The sequence below is a fragment of the Hydrogenobaculum sp. genome, from assembly GCF_049967395.1.
Taxonomy (GTDB): Bacteria; Aquificota; Aquificia; order Aquificales; family Aquificaceae; genus Hydrogenobaculum.
Map to the genome: position 1 here is coordinate 1 of NZ_JBMFST010000011.1, position 24,073 is coordinate 24,073.

Genomic DNA, 24,073 nt, shown 5'->3' on the forward strand with positions numbered 1-24,073 from the left:
AGCTTGGACGATAAATATATATTAAATACTTATGGAGAAACGGTGCATAGAATCTTTAAAAGATTAGGAGATATTCACAGAGATTTTCATCAGATTGCAGAAAGCTGTCTTCGTTGTGAAAATGAGTATGAATTAAAGCTGTTGATTACAGAGCTGGCATCAAAAAGTAGTGTGCTTGTGGATACAATAGCAAGTTTGGTGTCTAGCATGTCACAAAATTGAATAAAATCATATTTTGAAATAAAAATAACAATTTCTTATAACTAAAACATCTTATATGGGTTAAAATAAAATTATTAGCTTATTTGGAGGTAAAATAAATGGCAAAAATTTACTACGATGAAGATGCATCCTTGGGTATCTTAGCTATGAAAACTGTAGCTATAGTGGGTTATGGTTCTCAGGGACATGCTCATGCTCTAAACTTAAGAGATAGCGGTATAAGGGTTATAGTGGCTTTGGATGATAAAAGCCCACATAGAAAAATAGCTATGGAAGATGGTTTTAGCGTATATACTACATCTAGGGCAACTCAAGAAGCAGATGTAATTATGATATTAACACCAGATACAGTGCAACCGGCTGTTTACAAAGAATGTATAGAGCCTAATTTAACACCGGGTAAAGCTATAGCTTTTGCTCATGGTTTTAACATACATTTTGGCCAAATAGTACCCCCAAAAGATGTAGATGTGTTTATGGTGGCTCCAAAAGGTCCAGGACACTTGGTAAGATGGATGTATGAAGAGGGTAAGGGCGTACCTGCTCTTGTATCTATACACCAAGATGCTACAGGTTCTTGCAGAGATATAGCCCTAGCTTATGCTAAAGGAATCGGTGCCACAAGGGCTGGTGTTATAGAAACCACTTTTAGAGAAGAGACCGAGACAGACTTATTTGGTGAGCAAGCGGTGCTTTGTGGTGGTGCCACGGCTCTTATAAAGGCTGGATTTGAAACTCTTGTAGAAGCTGGCTATCAGCCTGAAATGGCCTATTTTGAATGTCTTCACGAGTTGAAACTAATAGTGGACCTTATATATCAACACGGCATAGCTGGAATGAGATACTCTATATCAGATACAGCAAAGTACGGTGACGTGACAAGAGGCGCTAGGATATACGAAGCGGTAAAACCTCTTATGAAGCAAATGCTAAAAGAGATTCAAGACGGTGAATTTGCTAGAGAATGGATATTGGAAAATCAAGCCAACAGACCTGTTTACAACGCACTTTTAAACAAGGACAAAGAGCATCTGGTGGAAAAAGTTGGTAAAGAGTTAAGGCAAATGATGCCTTGGTTGTCTGGTAAAGAGTTAAAATGAATCTTACCAAAAAACGTTATAAGCTTAAAAAGCTGTATGCTCCAATGGGGCATGTGTTTGTTAAGATGCACATGTCCCCAAACGTTATAACGCTTTTGTCTTTGGCCTTTGGTCTTACAAGCGCTTACTTTTTTTATATACATAAACCTCTTACTGGCGCATCTTTTCTTATAATATCTGGATTTTTAGATTTAATGGATGGCGTGGTGGCAAGGCTTGAAGATAAAGCTTCAAAGTTTGGAGCAGCTTTTGATTGGATAGCAGATAAAACTGTGGACGGTTTTATACTTGGGAGCATAGGTTTTTCTTACGGTTCTCCTTTTATAGCTATAAGTGCTATTACATTTTCTATGCTTCATACTTTTATAAAACCAGTGGTATATGCTGAGATTGGTTTTTCCGAAAGACAAAAGGGGAAAATAGATGACCCTTTAGAAGGTATAGGCTTTTTCGGTAGGCCAGAGACTCATATAAGTATAGTATTTTTTAGTATATTAGAGCGCATAAACCCTATTTTTGGACTGCACCTTGGTATAAAGCTTATAGTACTATTTACGTTTGGTTCGCTTTTAATAAGAATCTTATACCTTTTAAAGAAATACGGGAAGGATTATGAATAACCAAGATAAACCTTATGTGATAATAGTATCAGAGCTAACGTTAGATGGTAAGTTAACGCTGTATAGGGGGGCTTCTTCTAAAGAGCTTATGACTCTTATGGATGATGAGGCTTATAGATATCTTCATGAGGTCAGAGCGAAGGTTGATGCCATAATGGTGGGCTGCGAGACTATAAGGACAGACAATCCAAGTCTAACAGTAAGATATGTAAAAGGTAAAAATCCCATAAGGGTAATTCCTTGTTCTACTGCCAATATACCTTTTGATGCAAACGTTTTATCAAAGGATGCTCACACAATCATAGCTACTACCAAAAGAGCCCCAGAAGAAAAAATCAAAAAACTTACAGAAATGGGTGTAGAAGTGCTTGTGGTAGGGGATTATCTCGTAGATTTTGAGCTTTTGTTAAAAAAGCTAAAAGAAAAAGATATTAAGAGCTTGATGGTGGAAGGTGGTTCTTCTATAAATTGGGAGCTTTGTAAGTTAAAAGCCGTAAACGAGGTTCGTATTATACATCTTCCTGTAATTGTTGGTGGTGAAAATGTTCCTACGTTGGTGGGCGGAGAGGGTTTTAAGACCTTGAACAATATACTTCATCTAAGGCTTAGGGCGCATTTTAAGAGAGGATATCATCTCATCACCGAATGGGAAGTGGTATAATAAAGGTATAAATTTTGGAGGTATTTAAGATGGAAGAAAATCAAGAAGGTTATTACGCAGTGCCCTTCAGCATAGTAGGGTTGTTTCTTACAAACAAAGACGTGGAGCAAAGTATTAGGGAGGAGATAAGCCCTGAAGAGCTTGAAAAACTTCAAGAGATTGTAGCTAAAATGCTTTTTACCTCTGGAGTTAACGTAGCCCTATACCCTGGAGTAGTACCACCAGATCAAGCTGTAGAAGCTGTAAACGAGCTTGAAGACCTCATTATGGGCGAAGGAGAAGAATGACAAAAGATTCTTCTAATTTTGTTTCTATTGCCTTATGCGGCTTTTTGGGTCGCATGGGTAGTAGCATTATAGAAGTTTCTAAAAGCTATCAAGACTTAGCTGTAAAAGCAGGAATAGACAAAGAAGAACTTATCAAAGATAAAGTCTTTGCTTTAGAGCATGTATCATCTAGTTTGGAAGACGTTATCGATTATGTGGATGTCGTTATAGAGTTTACTGGCAATGTAGACACGGCTATAGAAAATGCCCTTGTGTGCAAAAAGCATGGAAAACCTATTGTAATAGGTACTACCGGGTTTGACCAGCATCAACTAGACCAGATAAGAGAATTTTCTAAGTCAGTGCCCATAGTGTTTTCTCCAAATATGAGTCTTGGGGTAAATGTACTCTTCAAACTTTTAGAAATAGCTACAAAAGCTTTACAAAATAAAGGGTACGATATAGAGATATCCGAAATTCACCATCGTTTTAAAAAAGATGCACCTTCTGGAACTGCTTTAAGGCTTTTGGAAATAGTTAAAAAAGAGATTCAGAATGTAAAAGAAACATTTGGAAGAGAAGGGTTAGCACCAAGACAGGATAACGAAGTGGGCGTTTTTGCTATAAGAGGAGGAGATGTGGTGGGTGAACATACTGTTTATATGTTTGGTATGGGGGAAAGGCTGGAGCTTACTCATAGAGCCACGGATAGAAGGATATTCGCCAAGGGCTCTTTAGAAGCTGCCAAATGGGTTTTCGGAAAACCCGCAGGCTTTTATTCGATGTTTGATGTGCTCGGCTTATGAAGCTGTATAGCCTTCTGTTGGATAGGACTTACAAGCCCTTGACACTACTTGATTATAGAAAATCTTTCTTGTTAGAGTATACGCAAAGGGCTACGGTGCTAGAATATCATCCAGAGGCTGTAATAAGGTCCACCTACAAAACCTACAAAGTACCTATAGTGCTTAAAACCAACGCCTTGTCAAAAACTTTTTATAAAAATATACCTACTCGTTACAACGTATATGTGAGGGATAACTTTACCTGTGGTTATTGCGGCAAGGTGTGCGATGATAGTGAGATTACGGTAGACCACATAGTCCCGGTGTCAAAAGGGGGTAAATGGACTTGGGATAACCTTGTCACAGCTTGTGAGTCTTGCAATGCAAAGAAATCTGACAATATCATAATGCCGGTTTACATAAAGCCCCATAAGCCTCAATATTTTACGCTTCTTTTAAAAGAACATCTTAAGAAAATCGATGAAACTACGCTAAATATTATAAAGCCTTATTGCTATCAATATTTAAAAGAGATTTCTTGAGTTTTGGTTTTATGCTATAATATTAGCTTAAAACATTTGTAAAGGAGTTATGGTATGGCGGCATGTTTTGTTTGTAATAAAAAACCTGTTTACGGTAAGAGTGTAACATTCTCAGCAGAAAGAAATTCCCGTGTATTCAAACCAAACCTACAAAGGGTTAAGATAAGAATGCCAGATGGGTCAGTAAGACGCGTTATGGTATGTACCAAGTGCCTAAAAGCCGGAAAGGTGGTAAAGGCAGTTTAATTTAAGATTTTTTAAATAGCTGTGATATAAGACATTCTTAAAAAGAAAAATAATTTTATATTTTAATATATGAAGGTATTTGTGGCAGGGGGCACCGGGTTCGTAGGTAAGTATGTAGTTGAGGAGCTATCTAAAACAAATCATGTTTATAAGCTTTTAACTCGTAAAAAAGTAGATAAACCTCATGTATTAGTGGATTTTTTTGATAAGGATAGCCTTAAAAAAGCTTTTGAAGAAGAAAAACCTGATGTTTTGATAAACCTTATAGGTATATTGGTAGAAGAACCCTCTAAAGGCATAACCTTTGAAAATATACACTATCTTTTACCAAAGACTTTGTATGAAGTGGCCAAAGACCATGGTATAAAACATATAATTCATATGAGTGCTTTAGGCGTTTCCGAAGAGGCACCTTCTATTTACCATCATACTAAGCTTTTGGCGGAAAAATTTCTCATGTCTTTAGGTGTAGATTATACCATTATAAGGCCTTCTTTGATAATAGGGCCTGAACAAAGACTTTTCAAAGATTTAGACTTTTTTGGAAAGTATTTTCATATAATGGCTCATCCTGGTATTTTGCCTTATTATTTTGCACCAATAGACGTTAGAGATGTTGCTTTTGTGTTTGTAAAAGCTATAGACGATCCAAATCTAAAGAATAAGATATTAGAGCTCTGCGGCAAAAAGGCTGTGTCTTTTGATAAGCTTTTAAAAGACAGTTTTAAGCTTTTAGGAAGACATGCTTTGATATTAAGATTGCCAAAACCATTGATGTATATAAGCGGAGCTTTGGTAGAAAAAATATTAGAACCGCCTCCTTTTAGCAAAGACCAAATTCTTATGATGTACAAAAACAACGTTTGTCAAGGACAAGACCCTTGGCCTCTCATAGGAAAAGAACCTATACCCTATGAGGAATCTTTAAAGTGGGCTATAGAAAACTACAAATCAAAAGTTTTAAAACATAGTCTGAAGAGCTAGCGTATAATCCCAATAGTTTTTTAAAGTAGTTTGTCCATTGGCGGTATCGTATATTAAATTTGAATCCGGGTTTATAAAATCAGCTCCTAAAGATATCTTTGCGGACTCATCGTTTATATAGTAAATAGCAAATATGCTAAGCCTATGTATTTTTACCTTATTTTGGTAGTTGTTGGTGTTTTCATCGGTTTCGTATCTAAAAGCCAAAGATGGTTTCCCTATGCCTATGTATTTATCGTATAGAAAAGCTGTTTGTATGTAGTATCCAGTAGCTTTGATGGGTGCTTTTACTTTGTATTTGGTAATGTTCATACCGTATGGTAAGTCTGTTGTATTTGAATATCCTATCTGAAGGTTTGGTACAAGACTTTTAAATTTTTTCTCGATCAGAAGGTCTGTGTCAAAGGATTTCGAATTTGTAGAGCCGCTTTGTATGTCAGAACCTATATCAAGGGGTGTAGGCTCTTGCAGTGCCGTCTGGTGGTATTGTGGTGTTGTCTGAAAAATCAAAGTTTGCACCAAACTCGACTATTTTGTTTAGTTTACCCATAAAGTATATACGGGCATTTTGCACTGAGAAGTTTGTGGAAGAATGGTCAGTGGTAGTGACAGCGCCGTCTTTTTGAGCAAATATTTGAAGTTTGAGGCCAGCCATAACATCTTGCTGGCCTTGCTTTATCTCAAATCCAAAAGAATAGCTTGCTAATAAAGTAGCTAAAAGTAAAGTTTTTAAGCTTTTAAAAGCCAAAACTAAATCCTAAGTCTGCGTTTACGTCCTTCACCTCTTTTATATCCGGGAACTTTTGCTTAAGGGCTCTTTCTACGCCTGCTTTAAGTGTGAGAGTGGACATACCACAACCTGAGCAAGCTCCCATAAGCCTTACAAGAATAGTCCCGTCCTCTTCTATGCTTACAAGCTCTATATCTCCGCCGTCAAATCTTAAGGCTGGCCTTATTTCGTCTAACGCTTCTTCTACTTCTTCTACCGTTGGTAAAGCCATAGGCTATACCTCCTATCAACAAAAACCTTTTAAGGCTTCATAAGCTTTTATAGCTTTCTCAAATCTTTCGTTTATCACGTCCCAGTTTAATGAGTTTAAAAATGCATCTATATAAGGTGGGCGCTTGTTCTTTTGGTCTACATAGTAAGCGTGCTCATATGTATCAAGTACTATAAGAGGAATTAGGCCTGTGAGGTTGTATACGTTGTGAGCGTCTAGGCCATTTATCATAAGTTTGCCTGAGAATATATCAAGACCCAACATAGCCCATCCTCTAAAAGCGATACCTGCTGCTTTTAGTTCAGCTACGCAATTATCCCAAGAGCCAAAATCTTCTTCCACCTTTTTCTTTAGAGCTTCTGAAGGTGCGCCTTTTGGGGTAAGATGGCCAAAGTAAAGCTCGTGCAGGACAGTGCCCATATAGTTGAAGGTTTCTTCTACTTTTAGCTCTCTATACTCTGAGTAGTTTTGGTTGGCCTTTGACCTATCTGAAAAGTTTAAATCAGCCAACTTATCTTGAATTTCGTTAAACTTGGCTACATAACCTTTGTAGTGACCTTCAAAGTGAGGCTCTATCTGTTCGTTTGATATACCGTTTAGGTTTGACGGTTTAAGATGGTTTTTTGGTTCTAACTTCATGTTTTTTACCTCCGTTTTAAGCTTTTAACAAAAATTAATTTTTTATGAGCACTAGTCAATGACTAATATTATATAAACGTTGGAATGTCTTCCTTTGTGTTTATATTTATAAAAGATTTAAGCTCTTTATCTATTTTTTTCGCTTGTTCTTCAGTTAATATGTTTAAATCAAGCATATTTAAAAGTTGTTGAAAAGACCCTTTGTTGTTTTCTATGCAATATTTTATCTTATCCTTTGTTGAAGGGCTGTAGATGGCTAAAAGCGGTTCAAAAAAACCTTTTATTTTGAATACCGTTGCTTCTTTTTTGTGAGATTTTAGCATATACTCTATCAATTCTTTTTGTATAAAAGGCATATCTGCACCAACTATCAAAAATGGTTTTTCTGTATAAGCGCATGCTGTATAAAGGCCGCTTAGTGGATTTTGAATATCTATTATATCTTTAATGGATATTGCATTTTTTATAAACGAGTATTTCTCTGGATTTTTAGAAACTATATATATATTTTTTGAAAAGCTGTACAATATTTCAAATACATGTTCTACCATAGGTTTATCGTTTAGTAAAAAAAGCGTTTTGTCTTCTTTAAACCTCTTGCTTTGGCCTCCAGCTAGTATGAAAATATTTATACTTTGGTTATTCACCAGCTATCAATCTTCTTATAGAATCTTTTGTATAAGCTTCTTCGTAATTAGGTTTTCCAAACGATGGTATATAAACGTATCCACCGGCTGGTACTACATCTTGTCTTATTTGAGGGTTCAATCTTTTTAAGAGGTAGTAGTTTACGTTGTAGGCTAAAGCTATGTTTTTAAGTTCTTGCGGGGAGTCCGGTCTATATATGTGAAGCGTATAGTTAAAGTATTGTTTCTTTATTTTTATACCAAAGTATTTTGCATTTTTTATGATGTCTAAAAGCGCTAAAAATTTTGGTACGTATTGCTGAGTTTCTGGTGGGAATGAATTTTTAAAGGCCCAAAAACTTCCTTGGGGGTCTTCTTTAAACACCGACGATACACAATAAGGACCGCAGTTGTAAGCGGCCAAAACCTTGTTCCAATCTCCAAATTGATTGTATAAATCGCTGAGATAATGAGCCGCTGCTTCTGTGGACTTTATTATGTCAAATCTTTCGTCAATTTGGTTATTTACCACAAGCCCATAATCTCTAGCCGTTTGAGGCATTAGCTGCCATATGCCGGCTGCTCCAGTACTTGATACAGCATATTGATTGTATCCGCTTTCTATGATTGGAAGGTATATAAAATCCGATGGAAGGTTGTATTTTTTAAGTATTGGCAATATTATAGGAGAGTAGTAAATGGCTTTTTCTATGCCTCTTTCTATAAAGCCTCTGTCTTGGTATACGAAATAGTTTATATATTTTTTAACATCATTAGTGTATATAAGGTTTAAAGCTTGAGGGTTGTTCCCATAAATAGGATGATAATTGATGATTGGTTTGTTGTATGTTGGTTTTTTGTAAGCGTAGTTGTTTCCATACAAAGAAGCGTTTGTAATCTCAGCGCTGCAAGAGCTAAATAGTATTCCTAAAAGCCCTATACCAAAGCCTTTTATTAAGTAGTTTTTCAAGCTTTTAGTACCCATAATACATATATCGTCATTTTAAGATAACATTAAAACTCTAAAGATTATATGATATATATCAATATTTTGCTTTTTTAACGCTTTCGTATATCCTGTGAGCTATTGCTTCGTTTGCTTTTGTAATTTTGGCTAGTTGTTCTGGGCTTTTTATGATATAAGGTGTTATAAATATAAAGAGGGTACTTTTTTTGTTTTCTCTGTTTTGGTATTTGAACAAGTTTCCAAGCACTGGTATATCTTGAAGAATTGGTATTCCGCTAATATTTTTTATTGTGTTGTTGCTTACAAGCCCTCCTAATATAACCGTTTGCCCGCTTTTGACCACCACTTCAGAGTTTAGAACCCTATCCGTGGTAATAGGTATTGGGACTGTTTGACCGGCTACGTTTGTATTTGTAAAACCTGTAATATCTTGAAGATTTAGATTTATGCCAAGCCTTATGTTGTCTTTTGATACTGTGGGTATAACATCTAGCTCTAGGCCTATATCTTTATAGTCGTATGTCAATATTGGGTATCCGTTGATGTTGTATTGTGTGCCGGTTACGTATGGGTATACTTGAGCCTCTTTTATTATCGCCTCTTCGTTATCAAGGGTTAGTACTTTTGGGTTTGATATGATCTTAAAACCGTTTCCTTGCTCTAACAAGCTTAAAAATACTGCTAAATCGGGAAATATAATTGTGCTACCGTTTACGTTTGCGCTTATGCTATTTGAGCTTGTAACACCTACCACAAAGTTTCCAGATAAAAGCCCTTGATATATGGTTTGTAGTGATGCTGGGTTAAATCCTATACCGCCGTTTTTACCCAAAGCTTGCCAGTTTACTCCGGTGGTTAGCTGTTTGGTAAGGTTTGCCTCTACTACAGAGGCTGCTATCAAAACTTGAATGCGTTTTTCGTCAAGTTTTTTTATAAGGTTTTTTAGATTTTCGTATTGGGATTTTGTAGCATAAAGTATGACGCTGTTTGTGGCCCTGTCAAAACCTATTCTTGTGCCATCGGAAAGAGATATTGAGCCTATGGGGGTGTTGGATGATACAATATTTGTTGGATTAACAGTTATATTTTGAGGTTGGGTTTGAGGGCCATTTGGTTGCATACCAGTTAGGGTTGGAGTTGGTCTTTTTATAGTAGAAGATATGGCGCTTGCACTTCCAAAAAGACTGGCAAGGGTTTTTGCCATCTCTCCCACAGAGGCGTTTTGAAGCGGTATAACATAATAATGTCTTCTAAAGTGATATGCACTTTTATTTATTTTATGTATAATTTCTTTTATAGAGGCTTGCATAGCTTTTGGAGCGTAAACCAAAACAAAACCGCTTTTTGAATGTCTTTTCTGAACAGAAGACACAACCATAGGTATACCGAACTTTTGGCTTACTGGGTTTGCCAATGGGCTTAGGGCTTTTACCACAGCGTCTGTATCCTTTGTTTTATACATTTTTAAGCTGAAAGCTAAATTTGGTATATCTATACTCTTTAAAAGTTTTTGGATTTTATCAACAGAAACCCCTATATCAGATATTATGAGGGCGTTTGAAGGCATATACACTGTGGCGTTTCCATATTGACTTAGGAAAGGTCTTACAGCGTTTAAAAGTATTTGGGCGTTTGTGTGGGCAAAGTATATGTAGGTTTCTATGGATGGGCTTGGAAATGCTTTTCTTGTTACATTGGTACTAAAAGAAGATGCCTCTTTTATAGGTAGTATTTTGTAAAAGTTTTTATATTTTACAACAGTGTATCCATCTAAAGCTAAGCTTGTTAAGAAAAGATGCCAAGCATCTTCTACGCTTACGGGTTTTTTAGAGCTAACGGTTATCTTAGGAAGATTTCCCTTTACCCCTACTACTATAGTCTTACCGGTGAGCTTTGACATGAACTGAGCTATATCATCTATACTTTGGTTTTGGAAGTTTAGTACCACCATGTTGTTGAAATATTTGTTGTTTTCCTTCCCATGGGCTATTCCAAACGCTATAAAAATCCATAAAACAAAAAATATATTCAAACAATTTATCTTTTTGAAAATATTCATTATAACCATTATACACAAGTTTTTGCTTTTAAAATATAAAATCCTTGACAAAGTTAAAAATATGCTATAATGATTAATCTATCTTTTTCTGGAGGTATTTTTATGAGTGAGCAGGATAGCAAATTCCGAAAGCGTGTGGGTGGCGCTGGTAATTTTGAGCAAGTTAGTTGCTCCATGTCTTTTGTTGCGTTGATACCAAGGGAGGTATTGAAATGGCAAAAACCCTCGGACTCCATATTATAGCTGACCTTTATGGAGTTAACCCTGATCTCATTGACAGGGAAGAAGATATCAGACACCTTCTTGAAAATTCAGTAAAAGCAGGAGAACTTACAAAAATCTCCTCTCATTTTTACCAGTTTAACCCTCACGGAGCTACGGGAGTTATCCTGTTAGCCGAATCTCATATATCCATTCATACGTGGCCAGAGCACAAGACGGCTACTGTGGATGTGTTTACCTGTGGAGACCCATCAAAGGCTTATAGAGCTATGGATTATATAATAAGCTCTTTGTCTCCTACTCATGTAGACAAAAAAGTCTTTGATAGAGGTATCATAGAAGATTCAAAAGAAAAAGATGTGCTTTGGATAATGTCGAAAGCTGGTTGTTGCTAAAATCCGTAAAAGGAATAGGCAACAAGTTACTGTATAAGGCTTTTAGACATTTTGGTAGTGCCGAAGCCATATTAAAAGCTGATAAAATGTCTTTGGAGCCGTTCTTCGGCTCCAAAGCTAAAAATATACTTTCTAAAGATTTTGATAAAGATTATGTAAATAGCGCTGTCGTTAAATTAAAACAACTAAACGTTGAAGCTATCACCTATGAAAATGAAATATATCCTATAAACATCTTAAACCTTCCAGACCCTCCCCCTGTGATATTTTTAAAAGGTGATAAATCTTTACTTTCTCAAAAATCTGTTAGCGTAGTAGGTTCAAGAAAAGCTGTTGCGAGCGCTTTAAATATGACAAAATACGTTGTATGCGAACTAAGACAAACTATAGTATCAGGAGGAGCTGACGGTATAGATTCAAAGGCCCATCAAAGCGCTTTGGAAAACTCTATTCCCACCGTGGCTGTCCTTGGTTTTGGGTTTTTATACGCAAAAAACACTCTTTTTACAAATATTTTAAATAAAAACGGTCTTTTGTTGACGGAGTTTTTGCCTTTTGAAAAACCTTCAAAATATACGTTTCCAATGAGAAATAGAATAATAGCCTCTTTGGGAGAATATCTTTTGGTTATGCAAGCATCTGCTAAAAGCGGTGCTCTTATAAGTGCTTATTGGGCTTTTAAATTAAACAAAAAAGTTTTTGCTTACGTAGGAAACCCGGTAGAAGAGTTTGAGGGCTGTGTAAATCTCATAAGAGAAAATGTAGCGAAGCTTTTTACGAGCAAGTCCCATCTTTTTAAAGATTTGGATTTATCTTTTGAAAAGCCAGAAAACCAAAAACATCCTATACTTTCTTGTCTTGATAGACCATGCACTTTTGATGAACTCTTGGCAAAGACAAACTATGACGAGGAAAAACTTACTATGGAACTTGCTATGCTTGAAATAGAGGGCTATATATCAAAAGACGGTGCTTATTTTGTGAAAAATGCATAGGTTTTTTGCTTTTAAGAAGAACGGCACAATAGAACTTTTTGATGAAGATAAAAAGCATTTTAAAGTTTTACGTATCGAAAAAAACGAACTTTTAGAGCTTGTCATAGAAGATAAGATATACGGAGCTAGGTTTACAGGGCAAGATTTTGAGCTTTTAGAAGAAAAAACAAAATTACCGGACTTAAAAATTTATGCAAACGTGTGTGTACCTATAAAGCTTCAAACTTTAGAAACCATAATAGATTATGCGGTACAAGGCGGTGTTTTTGAGATAACCCCTGTTTTTTGCAAAAGAAGTTTTCAAGACAGGTCTAAGCTTTTAGAAAAGTATCAAAGGCTACAAAAAATTTTAAAAGAAGCGATAAAGCAAAGTAGACCATCTTTTTTGCCGAAGCTAAACTATCCTATTCCTTTGCAAGATGTAAAGATAAGAGGATACGGTATTGTTTTTGATAGTTTTGAAAAGCCAAAAAACGTTTTACCAATGGATAGCCAATATACGCTTGTTTTCGGACCAGAGGGCGGCTTGTCCAAAGATGAGGTGGATTTTTTGGTAAGCGCTGGTTTTCACAAGCACACTCTTGGGGACAACATATTAAGAGAGGAGTTGGCGGTCTTTGCAGGTGTTTTTATGATAAGATGTAAGCTGTAAGCGTTGTGATAAAATGATAATAAGGAGGTTTAAATATGGATTTAACAATGATAGTTGGAGGAAAGGCTGGAGCTGGTATAAAAGAAGCTGGCAGGCTTATATGCTCTGCGCTAACAGAGCTTGGATATTATGTGTTTATGTATGTGGATTATCCATCTCTTATAAGGGGAGGACACAATTTCGTTAGCATAAGAATAGCTGATTTTCCGATAAACAGCGTCCATAAAAAAGCGGATATTATAATAGCCACAGACAAGCGCTCTGTAAAAGAACACCTCGAAGATGCAAAAGAAGATACCCTTTGGATAATAAATGAAGTTACTGACAAAGACATGATAAGCAAGGCAAAAGAGGTCATTGTAATGCCTTTTAAGGAAGTGGCACCTAGCTTTTTTAAAAGCACATCGGTATTTGGCGGTGTTTTAAAGCTTTTAAACATAGATTACAACGTGGGTCTTCCATTTGTAAGAAAACTAAAAGAACCAGACAAGAACGAAGCTATATACAAAGAAGCTTACGAAGCTGGCGTGGTAAAGTTTGACCTAAAACCAATCGGTGACAAGAAGGGTGAGTTAGTATCTGGAAACGATGCTATAGCCAATGGTGCAGTGGATGGTGGGCTTGATATATATTTTGCCTATCCTATGACTCCTTCTTCGTCAGTTTTACATACGTTGGCTGCCAAAAAAGATGAGCTTGGTATAAAGGTGATACATCCAGAGAACGAAATAGCTGTTATAAATATGGCTATAGGTGCCGCTTACGCAGGGAAAAGGTCTATGGTGGGTACATCTGGCGGTGGTTTTGCTCTTATGGTAGAAGCTCTTAGCCTTGCTGGTATGACAGAAACCCCTGTGGTAATATACGAGGCCCAAAGACCTGGTCCAAGCACTGGGCTTCCTACTTATAGCGCGCAGTCTGATTTGCTTTTTGTTATTTTTGCAGGACACGGAGACTTTGGTAAGGTTGTTGTGGGTGTGTCCGATGCGGAGGATTCTTATCTTCTTACCAAAGAAGCCTTAAACTTGGCTTGGGAATATCAAGTACCTGTTATAGTCCTAAGCGATAAAAACGCGGCTGAAAACTATTATATATCTTCTTGCAATGAAATATGTAGCAGAATAAAAGATGTAAGACCACCAAAAATGTACGAAGGAGATCCAAAGCTTTACAAGCGTTATCAAAATACAGAAGATGGTATCTCGCCTCTTTTGTTTCCAGGTACAAAGGATGCTGTGGTGAAGGCAAACTCCTATGAACACAACGAAGCTGGCATTACCATAGAAGATGCACATACTGCAAAGCTCATGCAAGATAAAAGACTTAGAAAATATCAAAAGCTAAAAAACGATATTTTAAATACAAAAAAGACTTACGAGGTTTTTGGTAACAAAGATGCCGATATATGTCTTATATCTTGGGGTTCAAATAAGCATGTACTTAAAGAAGTAGCAAACGCTTTAAATATAAAATTTGTCCACGTGATATATCTTGAGCCTTTCCCAGAAGAGGCTGTTAAAAAAGAGGTGGCTGGTAAAAAGCTTATAGCTGTAGAATGTTCTGCCACAAAACAGTTTGAAAGGCTACTTCATATGTATGGCATAAGGCCAGATACAAACATAAACAAATACGACGGAAGACCATTTTTTGAAGACGAAGTTTTAGAGCTTGTTAAAAGCTATATAAATTAAGTTTAAGTGAACAATACAAAGCTATTTGCCCTTTACGAGTTTGGAGAGTCTTTTCTTGCCAACGGTTTAGGGCTTGTGCTTTTTCCTATTTTGTTTTATCAGTTTGGTGTAAGTATATATGATTATTCTTTTATAATAGGTGTTTCAAATTTAATAGGTGTTTTGATAAATGTTTTTATATTAAGAAAACCTATATACGTAGTCAATACGCTTTTTCTTTTTTCTAGTTTGACGTTTTTGGTTGGTTTTGGGCTTTTAACAGAAAATAAATATCTGTTTGCTATATTTTTTATGCTATTTACTATCGTTCATATGCAAGCTCTTTTGTTTTATCAAATATCAATATTGGAGACCAAAGACCCGAAAATATCTTCTTCTTTTAGCAGTATTTTAGGATATTTAGGTTACTTCTTGGCGGTTTTATCGATGTTTTTTGTAAAGGATAAAAAGATGCTTATAGGATTTGGTATATTTGTTTATATAACCTGCGCTTTTTTATTTTATAGATATTCCAACAAAAAGGTTTTTCTAAAAGCTCAAAAACTAAGCATTTTTAAAGACGATATCTTTTTAAAATATACTATTTCTTTACTTTTTTTAAGTATAGCTCCTCAATTTTTCAACAACTCTATGACTATGTACCTTAAAACCTATCTTTTGTTGTCAAACAAGGAAGTTTATACGCTTATGTTTTTAGGGCTTTTATTTGCCATAGGTTCTTCTTTTGTGCTTGGTTTTATTTGGAAAAAAGAAAATACCGGTTTTTATATAACAGTATTCCTGTGGTTTATGGTATATCTACTTGCTATGTTTAGATTTTTTACACGTATAGATTATCCATTTTTTTACGGAATGCTTCTTGCCGTTGTTGGGGGAACGGCTACAGGTGTTTTTTGGACATTTTTTAAAGCTATAACCGTGCTTAAGTTCAACGACGATAACGTAGGGATTAGGATAAGTTCTATATATGGGTTTTCTTCAGGCTTAGGGCCTGTTTTGTTTTTTGCTATGTCTTTCATAAGTCCTGTGGTGGCTTTTCTTAGCATATTGGTTCTTCTTGCAATATCGTTTTTTATTTATGTTTTGTTTTTTGGCTTTTAAAATCTTGAAAACTTTATAAATATATAATTATCTCTTATTGACTTTTAAGAAAAAACTATAATATAATATTCACTATGAGGGTTAAACTATAAGATAACTTTCTAAAAAGGAGGAAACGTTATGGATCAAAGCAGGAGAAATGTGTTGAAAGGAGCCATATTAGGCTTAGGAGCAGGAATGGTAGCTTCAGCCTTGAACCCAGCGACCGCAAAGGCTGAGGAAGTGGGCGCTTTGATACCAAAGGGTGCCAGGACATTAAAAGAACTAGCAGAAAGGCTTGCAAAAGCTCCAAGAAGAAGAAATTTCAAGTCTCTACCTATGGTTTTAACAGATAAAAATCAATGGGACTGGGAAGCTTTGGACGAAGTATTCAATTATAGAGGTGGCCCAAAACAAGTATGGGACAACTACGATATACACAGCGCTTGGCTAAACGTTATGAGAAATTCTATGAACGCTCAAATATGGTCTTATAAAAATCCAGATTTTCTATGTGTAAGCGCAACTCACGGCAGCGCACACTTTGCTATATACGATGATTATGTATGGGAAACATACATTACACCTTTGACTAAAGGAAAGTTGAAAAAGAACGTATGGCTTAAAATGAAACCAGGTATGCTTGAAAAAGATAGCCCTACCAACGAATCTGGTGCTTTCTCACCAGCGGACAACAGCGTAGAAGCTCTTATAGAAAGAGGTGCTGTATTTTTGGCTTGTCATAACCAAACATGGGAAATGGCAGGGGCGCTTTTAAAAGCTGGTATAAATCCGCATAAGTTGACCCACGATGAACTCTCTGCAGATCTTACAAACCATATAATACCGCAAGCTATTGTGACCCCAGGTGTAGTAGCTACAATACCAGAGCTTCAAATGAGAGGTTTCCATTATGTAACCACGGCAGATTTTCCAAAATAAATTTTAGGAGGTTAGCAGCATGAAAAAAGCTCTACTAGCTTTAAGTGTAATGGCGTTAGGCGCCGCAGCTTTTGCAACCACAGATTTAAACCCTTATGAAATGCCACCACACACCCCACCATGGAGCAGAAAGCCAGTGGTAAGCCCAGATGTTCACAGCGAAAACAACCCGGCTATTTACAAGGGCTTTGACTTTACAATACCACCGGTGGACAACGTAGTGGACTTCCATGGTGATCTAAACGCTGCCAATAAAGATGGTTTGGTGGTGTATGTAGGTGGTAACTACTATTTTGCAGCTACAAGGCTTGTAAAGGCTTTTGAAAAAGAATATCCTCAATACAAAGGCAAGGTGTTTATCATAACGATACCTCCAGGTAAACTTTTACAAACAATAGAGCATTACCACGATACATTTACAATAGGTGATATGACATTTACCGCCAAACCAGATATATATGCTGGCGGCGCTTTTGGTGTTAAAAAATGTATAAAAGATGGTTTTTGTGAAGCTTCTACATTTACCCCATACGTTACCAACACGTTGGCTATAGAAGTTTACAAAGGCAATCCAAAGCACATACATAGCCTTCAGGACTTGGCAAGACCGGATGTAAAAGTAGTTATGCCAAATCCAGCTTTTGAAGGTATAGCAAGAAGAATAGAGGATGCTCTTGAAAAATGCGGTGGTAAGAAGTTGAAAGGCGCTATATTTGGCCCACATGGTAAGGCTATATTGACAGAAATACACCACAGACAAACTCCTCTTGCCATTATGGAACACATAGCCGATGCAGGTGTTGTATGGCACTCTGAAGTAGAAGCTCAGATGAAGCAATATCACAACCCACTACAGGCTGTGCCAATACCAGCAAAATGTAACTATGAAGCTATATACGCTGCTGCCGAAGTAAAAGGAGCTCCACATCCACAGGCAGCTAAAGATTGGTTGCATTTCTTGAGAACACCAGCAGCTCTAAAAGTATTTGAATTCTACGGCTTCAAGCCTTACGAAGGACAAAGATAATTTCTTAAATTGGCCCGCCTAACTGGGTGGGCCATATCCTTGTTAATCTATCTAATAAAAACTTCATCTATTTTTCATAATTTTGGTGATATTATTATATGTTTCTTTTCATATTGACATATTTCTAAATTTGGTTTATATTATTTACATAAAGTTTTAGGATGAAGTTAAAAAGCGAAGGTGAGTTTAGATACTCCCTCCCTCCCCCTCCCAAGATTTTTTGCACCGCGTCCTCGCGGTGCCTTTCTAATTTATGAGTTTATTAAAGATAGAAGCTTTGAGTAAATCTTTTGACAAAAGTCGTTATATTTTAAATAACATAAACCTTGAAATATTGCAAAATCAATCTTTTTGTTTGGTAGGACCTTCTGGTTCTGGTAAGTCAACCTTAGGAAAATGTATACTAAGATTTGTTAAGCCAGATTCTGGAAAAATTTATTTTAACGGAAAAGATATATACGCTATAAAAGATTATCAAAGGCATGTATCTTTTATACCTCAAGACCCGATGTCTTCTATAAATCCACGTTTTAAGGTTTTAGACGCCATATTAGAACCGCTTCGTATAATGTCTTTGGCTTTTAATGTAAAAAATATATTAGACAACGTTTTAGGGTTTGGTTTAAAAGAGGAACTTTTTTACAAGAAAATAAGAGATTTATCAGGAGGAGAGCGCCAAAGAGTAGCGATAGCAAGAGCTTTCATAACAAACCCAGAGCTAGTAATAGCCGATGAGCCTACCTCTTCTTTAGATGCTATTAATAAAAACAATATAGCCTCTTTATTCTTGAAAGTTAAAAGCGACAAGACACTTTTTCTAATTACACACGATATAAAATTTGCACAAAAGATTTGTGATAAAATTGGGGTTATGTACGATGGGAAGATAGTTGAGATAGGTGATACTGAAGATGTTTTTAAAAACCCAAAACATGCGTTTACGAAAAAACTTTTAAACAGCTACTCTTTGGACTGCAAACAGTATTCCTATGGATAGTATTTTGCTTGATGGCCTTTTAATACTATTCCTCATATTTTTATCTGGTTTTTTTGCCTCCTCCGAGGTTGTGTTTTTTGGTGCTTCTAATATAATAGAAGAAAAGGATAAAAAGTTTTATAAAAAACTAATAGACAAAATATTTAAAGACCCGCAAGCTCTTTTGGTGTCAATGCTCATCGGGAACGAGTTTGTAAATGTTTTAATATCTTCGGTTAGCTCTAGCTTTGTGATAAATGCTATAGGCAAAAGATGGGTTTTCTTATCGAGCATATTTGTTAGTATATTGATATTTTTAATTGGTGAGACTATACCTAAAAATGTTGCTCTTTTTTTGAAAGATAAGCTTTTAAAGTTTTACGCGGTTATATTTTATCCATATCTCGTGGTTACAAAGCCTTTTACTTACATTTTTGTAGTCCCTGTGAAAAAGATATTGAAACTTTTTGGTATTGAAAATATAAGTTTAGAAAAGAAGTTTTCTTTAGAGCATATAGTTTATATAATGCAAAGCCCAGCAAACGCTGCGGAATTTTCAGAAGAAGAAACCCAAATGATACAAAAAGTATCCGAGATGAGAGAAACTATAGTAAGGGAGATAATGACTCCAAGGCTAGATATATTTATGTTAGAAGCAACAAAGACCGTAAAGGAAGTTATAAACGATATATTGGAACATGAGCACAGTAGAATACCTATATACAAAGAGACAAAAGACAACGTGATTGGCTATATACACATAAAAGACCTTATGCCAGTATATCAACATAAAGATGATACTTTAGAGACCTTTTTAAGACCCATTGAATTTATACCGGAGGTTATGAGTATAAAAAATCTACTTCAAGAGATGAAAAAATCTTCAAGTCAAATAATGATGGTGGTAGATGAGCACGGTGCTATATCTGGACTCATTACAAAACATGATTTACTTGAATGGTTAGCAGGAGATTTACCTCAAGAGTGGGAAGACGAAGATGAATTTACCAAGATGTCTTCAGATGTTTATATAGTGGAAGGTTCTGCCTCAATAGAAGAAGTTGCTGCTACCGTTGGTTTTGAACTTTCTGAGAATTATGATTACGATACGCTGAGCGGTTTTATAATGGCAAACATGGGGAAAATTCCGAAAGAAGGTGATGAGTTTGAATACAAAGGTTTTAAGTTTATAGTAGATAAAATGGATGGTAAAAAGATAGAACATGTTCTCATCAAAATACCTACTGATAAAGAGCCGAATAGCTAATATTTTAGACAAACTTTACATACCGGACAACGTTTGTCTTAGTTGTAACAAGTATTTTAAACCCACATTTCAAGGCTATGTTTGTGATGAATGTATAGCATCTATAAAGCCTATGCTTTTTGAAAAGGAAAATCTTTCTTATATAGATTCCTATAGAATTTTTAGTAGCTACGATAAAGCTTTAAAAGAAATGATAATTGCCTTAAAATTTAAGAAAGCCTCTTTGTTTGCAAATATAATAGGTGATATTGTGAAAGCTGATTTTTTTGCTTTTGTAAAGTCTGCAAGTCCTGATATTGTTACATATGTACCGGTATCTTTCTTTAGATTTTGGCAAAGAGGTTATGACCAGAATGATATCTTATTAAAAGCTTTAAATGTTGATCATACATCTATTTTTAAACGCATAAAACATACCAAACCACTATCTCTTAGCATAGATAAAAATCAAAGAGAACGTATTGTTTCTGGGGCTTTTAAGATAAAAAAGGAGTTTGTATTTAATTTAGAAGATAAAAAAGTTTTAGTGTTTGATGATATATTAACTACTGGAGCTACTGCTACTCAAATAGCAAAAACTCTTAAGATGCATGCTGTAAAAGAAGTTTATTTTTATTTTATAGCATCCCATAAAAGAGCTATTGATATGGTATAATAATTTTTATCAAAGGTTGGAGGTGTAACTATGAACGACGAAGTGCTTTTAAAAGTGGAGGAAAAGATAAATCCACCCCCTCACATATTGGAAGAGGCCCATATAAAAGATTACGAATCTGTTTATGAAAAGTCTATAAAAGATCCCGAGGGTTTTTGGTCTGAAGTGGCCAAAGATATCACATGGTTTAAACCCTTCTCAAAGGTTTTAGAGTGGAACTTTCCATATGCCAAATGGTTTTTAGATGGAAAACTAAACGCTTCATACAATTGCCTTGATAGACATATAAAGGAGGGGCTTAGAAACAAAATAGCTTACATAGGAGTGAACGAAGATTTAGAAGAGCATAAAATCACTTACGGAGAACTTCTTGAGCTTGTAAATAGACTTGCAAACGCTTTAAAAAGCTTAGGCCTCAAGAAAGGGGATAGAGTATCCATATACATGCCAAACACGGTAGAAGCTGTGGCCAGCATGCTAGCTTGCGCTCGTATAGGCCTTATACATCAAGTGGTGTTTGCTGGGTTTAGCGAAGGCGCTTTAAGGACAAGGGTAGAGGATGCAGGGGCAAGCGCTATAATAACCGCCACATATACAAAAAGACGTGGCAAAAAAGTAGAACTTTTGCCTACTGCTTTAGAAGCTATAAAAGGCCTTGATTCGGTCAAACATGTAATATGTTGGGACAGAGACAACGCTGGACTACCCGCCAATGTTTTAAGTTTTTATGATCTTGTTAAAAGCCAAAAACCAGAGTGTGAACCAGAGCATATGGACTCTGAAGACCCATTGTTTATACTCTATACATCTGGGACTACGGGTAAGCCAAAGGGTGTGATACACACCACTGGTGGATACATGGTAAATGCGTATTTTACCACAAAAAACGTATTTGCCCTAAAGCCAAACGATATATACTGGTGTACTGCTGATATAGGCTGGATTACAGGACATTCTTACATAGTTTACGGTCCTTTGTCAGTGGGTGTTACAAGCGTAATATTTGAAGGAGCTCCTGATTACAAAGACCCATCTACGTGGTGGAAAATAGTAGAAAAATATAGAGTAAACAAGTTTTATACAGCACCTACGGCTGTTAGGCTTTTTATGAGATACGGTGAAAAGTGGCCAGAAGCCCATGATTTATCTTCTCTTAAAATACTTGGTTCTGTGGGCGAGCCTATAAATCCAGAAGCCTGGCATTGGTATTATGAGCATATAGGTCATAAGAATTGTGCCATAGTAGACACTTGGTGGCAAACGGAAACCGGAGCTCATATGATAACTACGTTGCCGGGCAACCCTATGAAACCAGGTAAAGCCGGTAAACCGCTTCCGGGTATTGAAGTTGCTATAGTAGATAAAAATGGCAATCCAGTACCTCCAAATACCGTAGGTTATGTGGTCATAAAAAGGCCGTGGCCCTCTATGATGAGAGATTGCTGGGGACAGCCAGAGCGCTACAAAAAATATTGGACTGAGATACCAGGTAATGTTTACAACGCCGATGACTTGGGCTCTATAGATGAAGAAGGTTATATTATGATAGTGGGTAGAGCCGACGATGTGCTCTCTGTGGCTGGTCATCGTATAGGCACTATGGAAGTAGAAAGTGCCATAGTAGACCATGAAGCTGTGGCAGAAGCGGCAGTTATAGGTAAGCCAGACCCGATAAAGGGTGAGCGTATAAAGGCTTTTGTAATACTAAAACAAGGTTATAATCCTTCTGATGAACTAAAAAAGAGTATTCAAGAGCATGTAAAACATGTACTTGGGGCTATAGCCTATCCAGAAGAGATAGAGTTTGTGGATAAACTGCCAAAAACTAGGAGCGGTAAGATTATGAGAAGGGTATTAAAGGCTAAGGAGCTTGGTCTTGACATAGGTGATGTATCTACCTTAGAGGACTAGATGAGAGCGCTTATATCAGTATACGATAAAACCGGTATTTTAGAACTGGCTAAAGAGCTTGTAAATCAAGGCTATGAGATTTTATCCAGCGGTGGTACGTATACATACCTAAAAAATGCTGGGATTGATGCTGTAGAAGTATCTGAGGTAACGGGTTTTAAAGAGATATTGGGCGGTAGGGTAAAGACGCTTCATCCTGCTATACATGGCGGTATTTTGTTTAGAGAAGACGTAGAAAAAGATTTAGAAGAAATAAAAGAAAACTCTATAGAACCTATTGATGTAGTGGTAGTAAATTTATATCCTTTTGAAAATAAGATGAAAGAGCTAAAGGATATAGATGCTCTCATAGAGTTTATAGATATAGGAGGGCCTGCTCTTGTAAGAGCCGCTGCTAAAAATCACAAAAGAGTTAGCGTACTTACAGATGTTGAAGATTATTCTTGGTTTATAGAAAAGCTCAAGATGAATGCTATATCTCAACAAGACAAAAAATATTTAGCTTTGAAAGCTTTTTGGTTAACATCTTACTATGATGCTGTTATAGCTAATTACTTTTCCAAATTGTTTGGCTTTTCGGAAAAAGATTTTAAACATCATACTATACCGATGTTTTTGAAAGATGAATTGAGATACGGTGAAAATCCACATCAACAAGCTTATCTATACGAAAATCCGTTAGAAGAGAATGGTGTTGTACGAGCTGACGTGCTTCAAGGTAAAAAGATGTCTTACAACAACTATCTTGATGTTGATTCTGTTGTAAAGCTTATATCAGAGTTTTCCAATCCTTGCTGTGCTATCGTAAAGCACAACAATCCAAGTGGCGTAGCTACAGATATCAATCTTTTGGAAGCTTACAAAAAAGCTTTTCATTGTGATGAGGAGGCGGCGTTTGGTGGTATAGTAGCTTTCAACAGAGTTTTAGATAAAGAGGTTGCTAAGGTTATTACAGAGCATTTTTACGAGATAGTTGTAGCTCCAGATTTTACCGAAGAAGCCCTTCAGGAATTTTCTAAAAAGAAAAATTTAAGGTTGGTAAGGTATAAAAACTATAATCAGAGGGTTGATGTAAGAAGTATATCTGGCGGTTTTTTAGTACAGGATATAGATGATAAGCTTTACGAATCCATAGAGGTGGTTTCGTTAAGAAGACCTACCGAGCAAGAACTAGAGGATGCTATATTTGCTTGGAAAGTGGCAAAATGGACAAAATCAAACGCAATAGTAATAGCCAAAAATAATCAAACTATAGGCATAGGTGCTGGTCAAGTCTCAAGGGTAGATTCTCTTAGAAGTGCTATAAGAAAAGCCAAAAACTTTGGACACGATTTAAAAGGTGCCGTGGTAGCCTCAGATGCTTTCTTCCCGTTTAGAGATAGCATAGATATAGCTGCCGAGGAAGGGATGTCAGGTACCATACAACCTGGAGGTTCTATAAGAGATAAGGAGGTTATAGAGGCTGTAAACGAGTATAACATGTTTATGATATTTACTCATATGAGGCATTTCAGACATTGAAGCTTTGCAAATTTAAAAATT

The 24,073-nt window shown here is 36.2% G+C and carries 27 protein-coding genes and 1 pseudogene; 21 read left to right on the forward strand and 7 right to left on the reverse strand.

Features of this window, described 5'->3' with window-relative positions; translation table 11 throughout:
• From ACP5S8_RS02710 to ACP5S8_RS02750, 9 genes and pseudogenes are all read left to right on the forward strand, one after another.
• Positions 1-222 (forward strand): annotated as a pseudogene (locus ACP5S8_RS02710) (CZB domain-containing protein); the annotation flags it as partial.
• A gap of 98 nt (positions 223-320) precedes the next feature.
• Entirely contained in the window at positions 321-1,322 is a 1,002-nt protein-coding gene (gene ilvC / locus ACP5S8_RS02715; protein ID WP_461871038.1) for a ketol-acid reductoisomerase, read from the forward strand.
• Entirely contained in the window at positions 1,319-1,942 is a 624-nt protein-coding gene (locus tag ACP5S8_RS02720; protein WP_461871039.1) for a CDP-alcohol phosphatidyltransferase family protein, read from the forward strand. The genes ilvC and ACP5S8_RS02720 overlap by 4 nt, the downstream gene beginning before the upstream one ends.
• A complete protein-coding gene (locus ACP5S8_RS02725) occupies positions 1,935-2,603 on the forward strand; it encodes a 2,5-diamino-6-(ribosylamino)-4(3H)-pyrimidinone 5'-phosphate reductase (protein ID WP_461871040.1) in 669 nt (222 codons plus the stop codon). Before ACP5S8_RS02720 ends, ACP5S8_RS02725 begins: the two co-directional genes overlap by 8 nt.
• Positions 2,604-2,632: 29 nt before the next feature.
• The gene (locus tag ACP5S8_RS02730; RefSeq protein ID WP_461871041.1) at positions 2,633-2,890 is read left to right on the forward strand and encodes a hypothetical protein; all 258 of its coding nucleotides are present in this window, start codon (positions 2,633-2,635) and stop codon (positions 2,888-2,890) included.
• Entirely contained in the window at positions 2,887-3,675 is a 789-nt protein-coding gene (gene dapB / locus ACP5S8_RS02735) for a 4-hydroxy-tetrahydrodipicolinate reductase (protein ID WP_461871042.1), read from the forward strand. The genes ACP5S8_RS02730 and dapB overlap by 4 nt, the downstream gene beginning before the upstream one ends.
• Positions 3,672-4,196, forward strand: a complete 525-nt coding sequence (locus tag ACP5S8_RS02740) for an HNH endonuclease (RefSeq protein WP_461871043.1) — start codon at positions 3,672-3,674, stop codon at positions 4,194-4,196. The genes dapB and ACP5S8_RS02740 overlap by 4 nt, the downstream gene beginning before the upstream one ends.
• 54 nt (positions 4,197-4,250) lie before the next feature.
• Positions 4,251-4,442: a 50S ribosomal protein L28 gene (gene rpmB, locus ACP5S8_RS02745; RefSeq protein ID WP_461871044.1), complete on the forward strand. Its 192-nt coding sequence runs from the start codon at positions 4,251-4,253 to the stop codon at positions 4,440-4,442.
• Positions 4,443-4,511: 69 nt separating this feature from the next.
• Positions 4,512-5,426, forward strand: coding sequence for an NAD-dependent epimerase/dehydratase family protein (locus tag ACP5S8_RS02750; RefSeq protein ID WP_461875588.1), 915 nt, complete (start codon positions 4,512-4,514; stop codon positions 5,424-5,426).
• On the opposite strand, the gene ACP5S8_RS02755 is transcribed toward ACP5S8_RS02750, so the two are convergent.
• From ACP5S8_RS02755 to gspD, 7 genes are all read right to left on the reverse strand, one after another.
• Entirely contained in the window at positions 5,403-5,936 is a 534-nt protein-coding gene (locus ACP5S8_RS02755; protein ID WP_461875589.1) for a hypothetical protein, read from the reverse strand. The genes ACP5S8_RS02750 and ACP5S8_RS02755 overlap by 24 nt on opposite strands.
• A complete protein-coding gene (locus ACP5S8_RS02760; protein WP_461875590.1) occupies positions 5,875-6,174 on the reverse strand; it encodes a hypothetical protein in 300 nt (99 codons plus the stop codon). The genes ACP5S8_RS02755 and ACP5S8_RS02760 overlap by 62 nt, the downstream gene beginning before the upstream one ends.
• A complete protein-coding gene (locus ACP5S8_RS02765; RefSeq protein WP_461871197.1) occupies positions 6,164-6,427 on the reverse strand; it encodes a NifU family protein in 264 nt (87 codons plus the stop codon). Before ACP5S8_RS02765 ends, ACP5S8_RS02760 begins: the two co-directional genes overlap by 11 nt.
• Positions 6,428-6,442: 15 nt before the next feature.
• Positions 6,443-7,066, reverse strand: a complete 624-nt coding sequence (locus tag ACP5S8_RS02770) for a superoxide dismutase (protein WP_461875591.1) — start codon at positions 7,064-7,066, stop codon at positions 6,443-6,445.
• A gap of 68 nt (positions 7,067-7,134) precedes the next feature.
• Complete coding sequence (locus ACP5S8_RS02775; protein WP_461875592.1) at positions 7,135-7,713, reverse strand: molybdenum cofactor guanylyltransferase; 579 nt, start codon at positions 7,711-7,713, stop codon at positions 7,135-7,137.
• Positions 7,706-8,677 (reverse strand): lytic transglycosylase domain-containing protein, encoded by a 972-nt coding sequence (locus ACP5S8_RS02780; protein WP_461875593.1) that lies wholly within the window; start codon positions 8,675-8,677, stop codon positions 7,706-7,708. Before ACP5S8_RS02780 ends, ACP5S8_RS02775 begins: the two co-directional genes overlap by 8 nt.
• 58 nt (positions 8,678-8,735) lie before the next feature.
• A complete protein-coding gene (gspD, locus tag ACP5S8_RS02785) occupies positions 8,736-10,718 on the reverse strand; it encodes a type II secretion system secretin GspD (RefSeq protein ID WP_461875594.1) in 1,983 nt (660 codons plus the stop codon).
• A gap of 212 nt (positions 10,719-10,930) precedes the next feature.
• Between gspD and speD the strand changes: the two genes are divergently transcribed.
• From speD to purH, 12 genes are all read left to right on the forward strand, one after another.
• Complete coding sequence (speD, locus tag ACP5S8_RS02790) at positions 10,931-11,335, forward strand: adenosylmethionine decarboxylase (RefSeq protein WP_461871052.1); 405 nt, start codon at positions 10,931-10,933, stop codon at positions 11,333-11,335.
• Positions 11,305-12,330 carry a DNA-processing protein DprA gene (locus ACP5S8_RS02795; protein WP_461875595.1) on the forward strand — a complete coding sequence of 342 codons (1,026 nt, stop codon included), beginning with the start codon at positions 11,305-11,307 and terminating at the stop codon, positions 12,328-12,330. Before speD ends, ACP5S8_RS02795 begins: the two co-directional genes overlap by 31 nt.
• On the forward strand, positions 12,323-12,982 hold the full coding sequence (locus ACP5S8_RS02800; RefSeq protein WP_461875596.1) for an RsmE family RNA methyltransferase: 660 nt from the start codon (positions 12,323-12,325) through the stop codon (positions 12,980-12,982). The genes ACP5S8_RS02795 and ACP5S8_RS02800 overlap by 8 nt, the downstream gene beginning before the upstream one ends.
• 35 nt (positions 12,983-13,017) lie before the next feature.
• Positions 13,018-14,673, forward strand: coding sequence for a 2-oxoacid:acceptor oxidoreductase subunit alpha (locus tag ACP5S8_RS02805; RefSeq protein ID WP_461875597.1), 1,656 nt, complete (start codon positions 13,018-13,020; stop codon positions 14,671-14,673).
• Between the two features lie 6 nt (positions 14,674-14,679).
• Positions 14,680-15,774: a hypothetical protein gene (locus tag ACP5S8_RS02810; protein ID WP_461875598.1), complete on the forward strand. Its 1,095-nt coding sequence runs from the start codon at positions 14,680-14,682 to the stop codon at positions 15,772-15,774.
• A 120-nt stretch (positions 15,775-15,894) separates the two neighbouring features.
• Positions 15,895-16,695 (forward strand): thiosulfate dehydrogenase, encoded by an 801-nt coding sequence (gene tetH, locus ACP5S8_RS02815; protein ID WP_461875599.1) that lies wholly within the window; start codon positions 15,895-15,897, stop codon positions 16,693-16,695.
• Between the two features lie 19 nt (positions 16,696-16,714).
• Positions 16,715-17,722: a molybdate ABC transporter substrate-binding protein gene (locus ACP5S8_RS02820; RefSeq protein ID WP_461875601.1), complete on the forward strand. Its 1,008-nt coding sequence runs from the start codon at positions 16,715-16,717 to the stop codon at positions 17,720-17,722.
• Positions 17,723-17,975: 253 nt separating this feature from the next.
• The gene (locus tag ACP5S8_RS02825; protein ID WP_461875602.1) at positions 17,976-18,719 is read left to right on the forward strand and encodes an ABC transporter ATP-binding protein; all 744 of its coding nucleotides are present in this window, start codon (positions 17,976-17,978) and stop codon (positions 18,717-18,719) included.
• A complete protein-coding gene (locus ACP5S8_RS02830; RefSeq protein ID WP_461871093.1) occupies positions 18,712-19,965 on the forward strand; it encodes a hemolysin family protein in 1,254 nt (417 codons plus the stop codon). The genes ACP5S8_RS02825 and ACP5S8_RS02830 overlap by 8 nt, the downstream gene beginning before the upstream one ends.
• Positions 19,966-20,077: 112 nt before the next feature.
• Positions 20,078-20,620 (forward strand): ComF family protein, encoded by a 543-nt coding sequence (locus ACP5S8_RS02835; protein ID WP_461875603.1) that lies wholly within the window; start codon positions 20,078-20,080, stop codon positions 20,618-20,620.
• A 30-nt stretch (positions 20,621-20,650) separates the two neighbouring features.
• Positions 20,651-22,531 carry an acetate--CoA ligase gene (gene acs / locus ACP5S8_RS02840; protein WP_461875604.1) on the forward strand — a complete coding sequence of 627 codons (1,881 nt, stop codon included), beginning with the start codon at positions 20,651-20,653 and terminating at the stop codon, positions 22,529-22,531.
• Positions 22,532-24,052 carry a bifunctional phosphoribosylaminoimidazolecarboxamide formyltransferase/IMP cyclohydrolase gene (gene purH / locus ACP5S8_RS02845; protein WP_461870845.1) on the forward strand — a complete coding sequence of 507 codons (1,521 nt, stop codon included), beginning with the start codon at positions 22,532-22,534 and terminating at the stop codon, positions 24,050-24,052. It begins immediately after the preceding gene.
• Positions 24,053-24,073: the final 21 nt, after the last annotated feature.

Excerpts from the sequence above, each read along its gene's own strand:
- ilvC (WP_461871038.1), top strand. The coding sequence starts at position 321 with ATGGCAAAAATTTACTACGATGAAGATGCATCCTTGGGTATCTTAGCT.
- ACP5S8_RS02720 (WP_461871039.1), top strand. The coding sequence starts at position 1,319 with ATGAATCTTACCAAAAAACGTTATAAGCTTAAAAAGCTGTATGCTCCA.
- ACP5S8_RS02725 (WP_461871040.1), top strand. The coding sequence starts at position 1,935 with ATGAATAACCAAGATAAACCTTATGTGATAATAGTATCAGAGCTAACG.
- ACP5S8_RS02730 (WP_461871041.1), top strand. The coding sequence starts at position 2,633 with ATGGAAGAAAATCAAGAAGGTTATTACGCAGTGCCCTTCAGCATAGTA.
- dapB (WP_461871042.1), top strand. The coding sequence starts at position 2,887 with ATGACAAAAGATTCTTCTAATTTTGTTTCTATTGCCTTATGCGGCTTT.
- ACP5S8_RS02740 (WP_461871043.1), top strand. The coding sequence starts at position 3,672 with ATGAAGCTGTATAGCCTTCTGTTGGATAGGACTTACAAGCCCTTGACA.
- rpmB (WP_461871044.1), top strand. The coding sequence starts at position 4,251 with ATGGCGGCATGTTTTGTTTGTAATAAAAAACCTGTTTACGGTAAGAGT.
- ACP5S8_RS02750 (WP_461875588.1), top strand. The coding sequence starts at position 4,512 with ATGAAGGTATTTGTGGCAGGGGGCACCGGGTTCGTAGGTAAGTATGTA.
- ACP5S8_RS02765 (WP_461871197.1), bottom strand. The coding sequence starts at position 6,427 with ATGGCTTTACCAACGGTAGAAGAAGTAGAAGAAGCGTTAGACGAAATA.
- ACP5S8_RS02770 (WP_461875591.1), bottom strand. The coding sequence starts at position 7,066 with ATGAAGTTAGAACCAAAAAACCATCTTAAACCGTCAAACCTAAACGGT.
- ACP5S8_RS02780 (WP_461875593.1), bottom strand. The coding sequence starts at position 8,677 with ATGGGTACTAAAAGCTTGAAAAACTACTTAATAAAAGGCTTTGGTATA.
- gspD (WP_461875594.1), bottom strand. The coding sequence starts at position 10,718 with ATGAATATTTTCAAAAAGATAAATTGTTTGAATATATTTTTTGTTTTA.
- speD (WP_461871052.1), top strand. The coding sequence starts at position 10,931 with ATGGCAAAAACCCTCGGACTCCATATTATAGCTGACCTTTATGGAGTT.
- ACP5S8_RS02800 (WP_461875596.1), top strand. The coding sequence starts at position 12,323 with ATGCATAGGTTTTTTGCTTTTAAGAAGAACGGCACAATAGAACTTTTT.
- ACP5S8_RS02805 (WP_461875597.1), top strand. The coding sequence starts at position 13,018 with ATGGATTTAACAATGATAGTTGGAGGAAAGGCTGGAGCTGGTATAAAA.
- tetH (WP_461875599.1), top strand. The coding sequence starts at position 15,895 with ATGGATCAAAGCAGGAGAAATGTGTTGAAAGGAGCCATATTAGGCTTA.
- ACP5S8_RS02820 (WP_461875601.1), top strand. The coding sequence starts at position 16,715 with ATGAAAAAAGCTCTACTAGCTTTAAGTGTAATGGCGTTAGGCGCCGCA.
- ACP5S8_RS02825 (WP_461875602.1), top strand. The coding sequence starts at position 17,976 with ATGAGTTTATTAAAGATAGAAGCTTTGAGTAAATCTTTTGACAAAAGT.
- ACP5S8_RS02830 (WP_461871093.1), top strand. The coding sequence starts at position 18,712 with ATGGATAGTATTTTGCTTGATGGCCTTTTAATACTATTCCTCATATTT.
- ACP5S8_RS02835 (WP_461875603.1), top strand. The coding sequence starts at position 20,078 with ATGCTTTTTGAAAAGGAAAATCTTTCTTATATAGATTCCTATAGAATT.
- acs (WP_461875604.1), top strand. The coding sequence starts at position 20,651 with ATGAACGACGAAGTGCTTTTAAAAGTGGAGGAAAAGATAAATCCACCC.
- purH (WP_461870845.1), top strand. The coding sequence starts at position 22,532 with ATGAGAGCGCTTATATCAGTATACGATAAAACCGGTATTTTAGAACTG.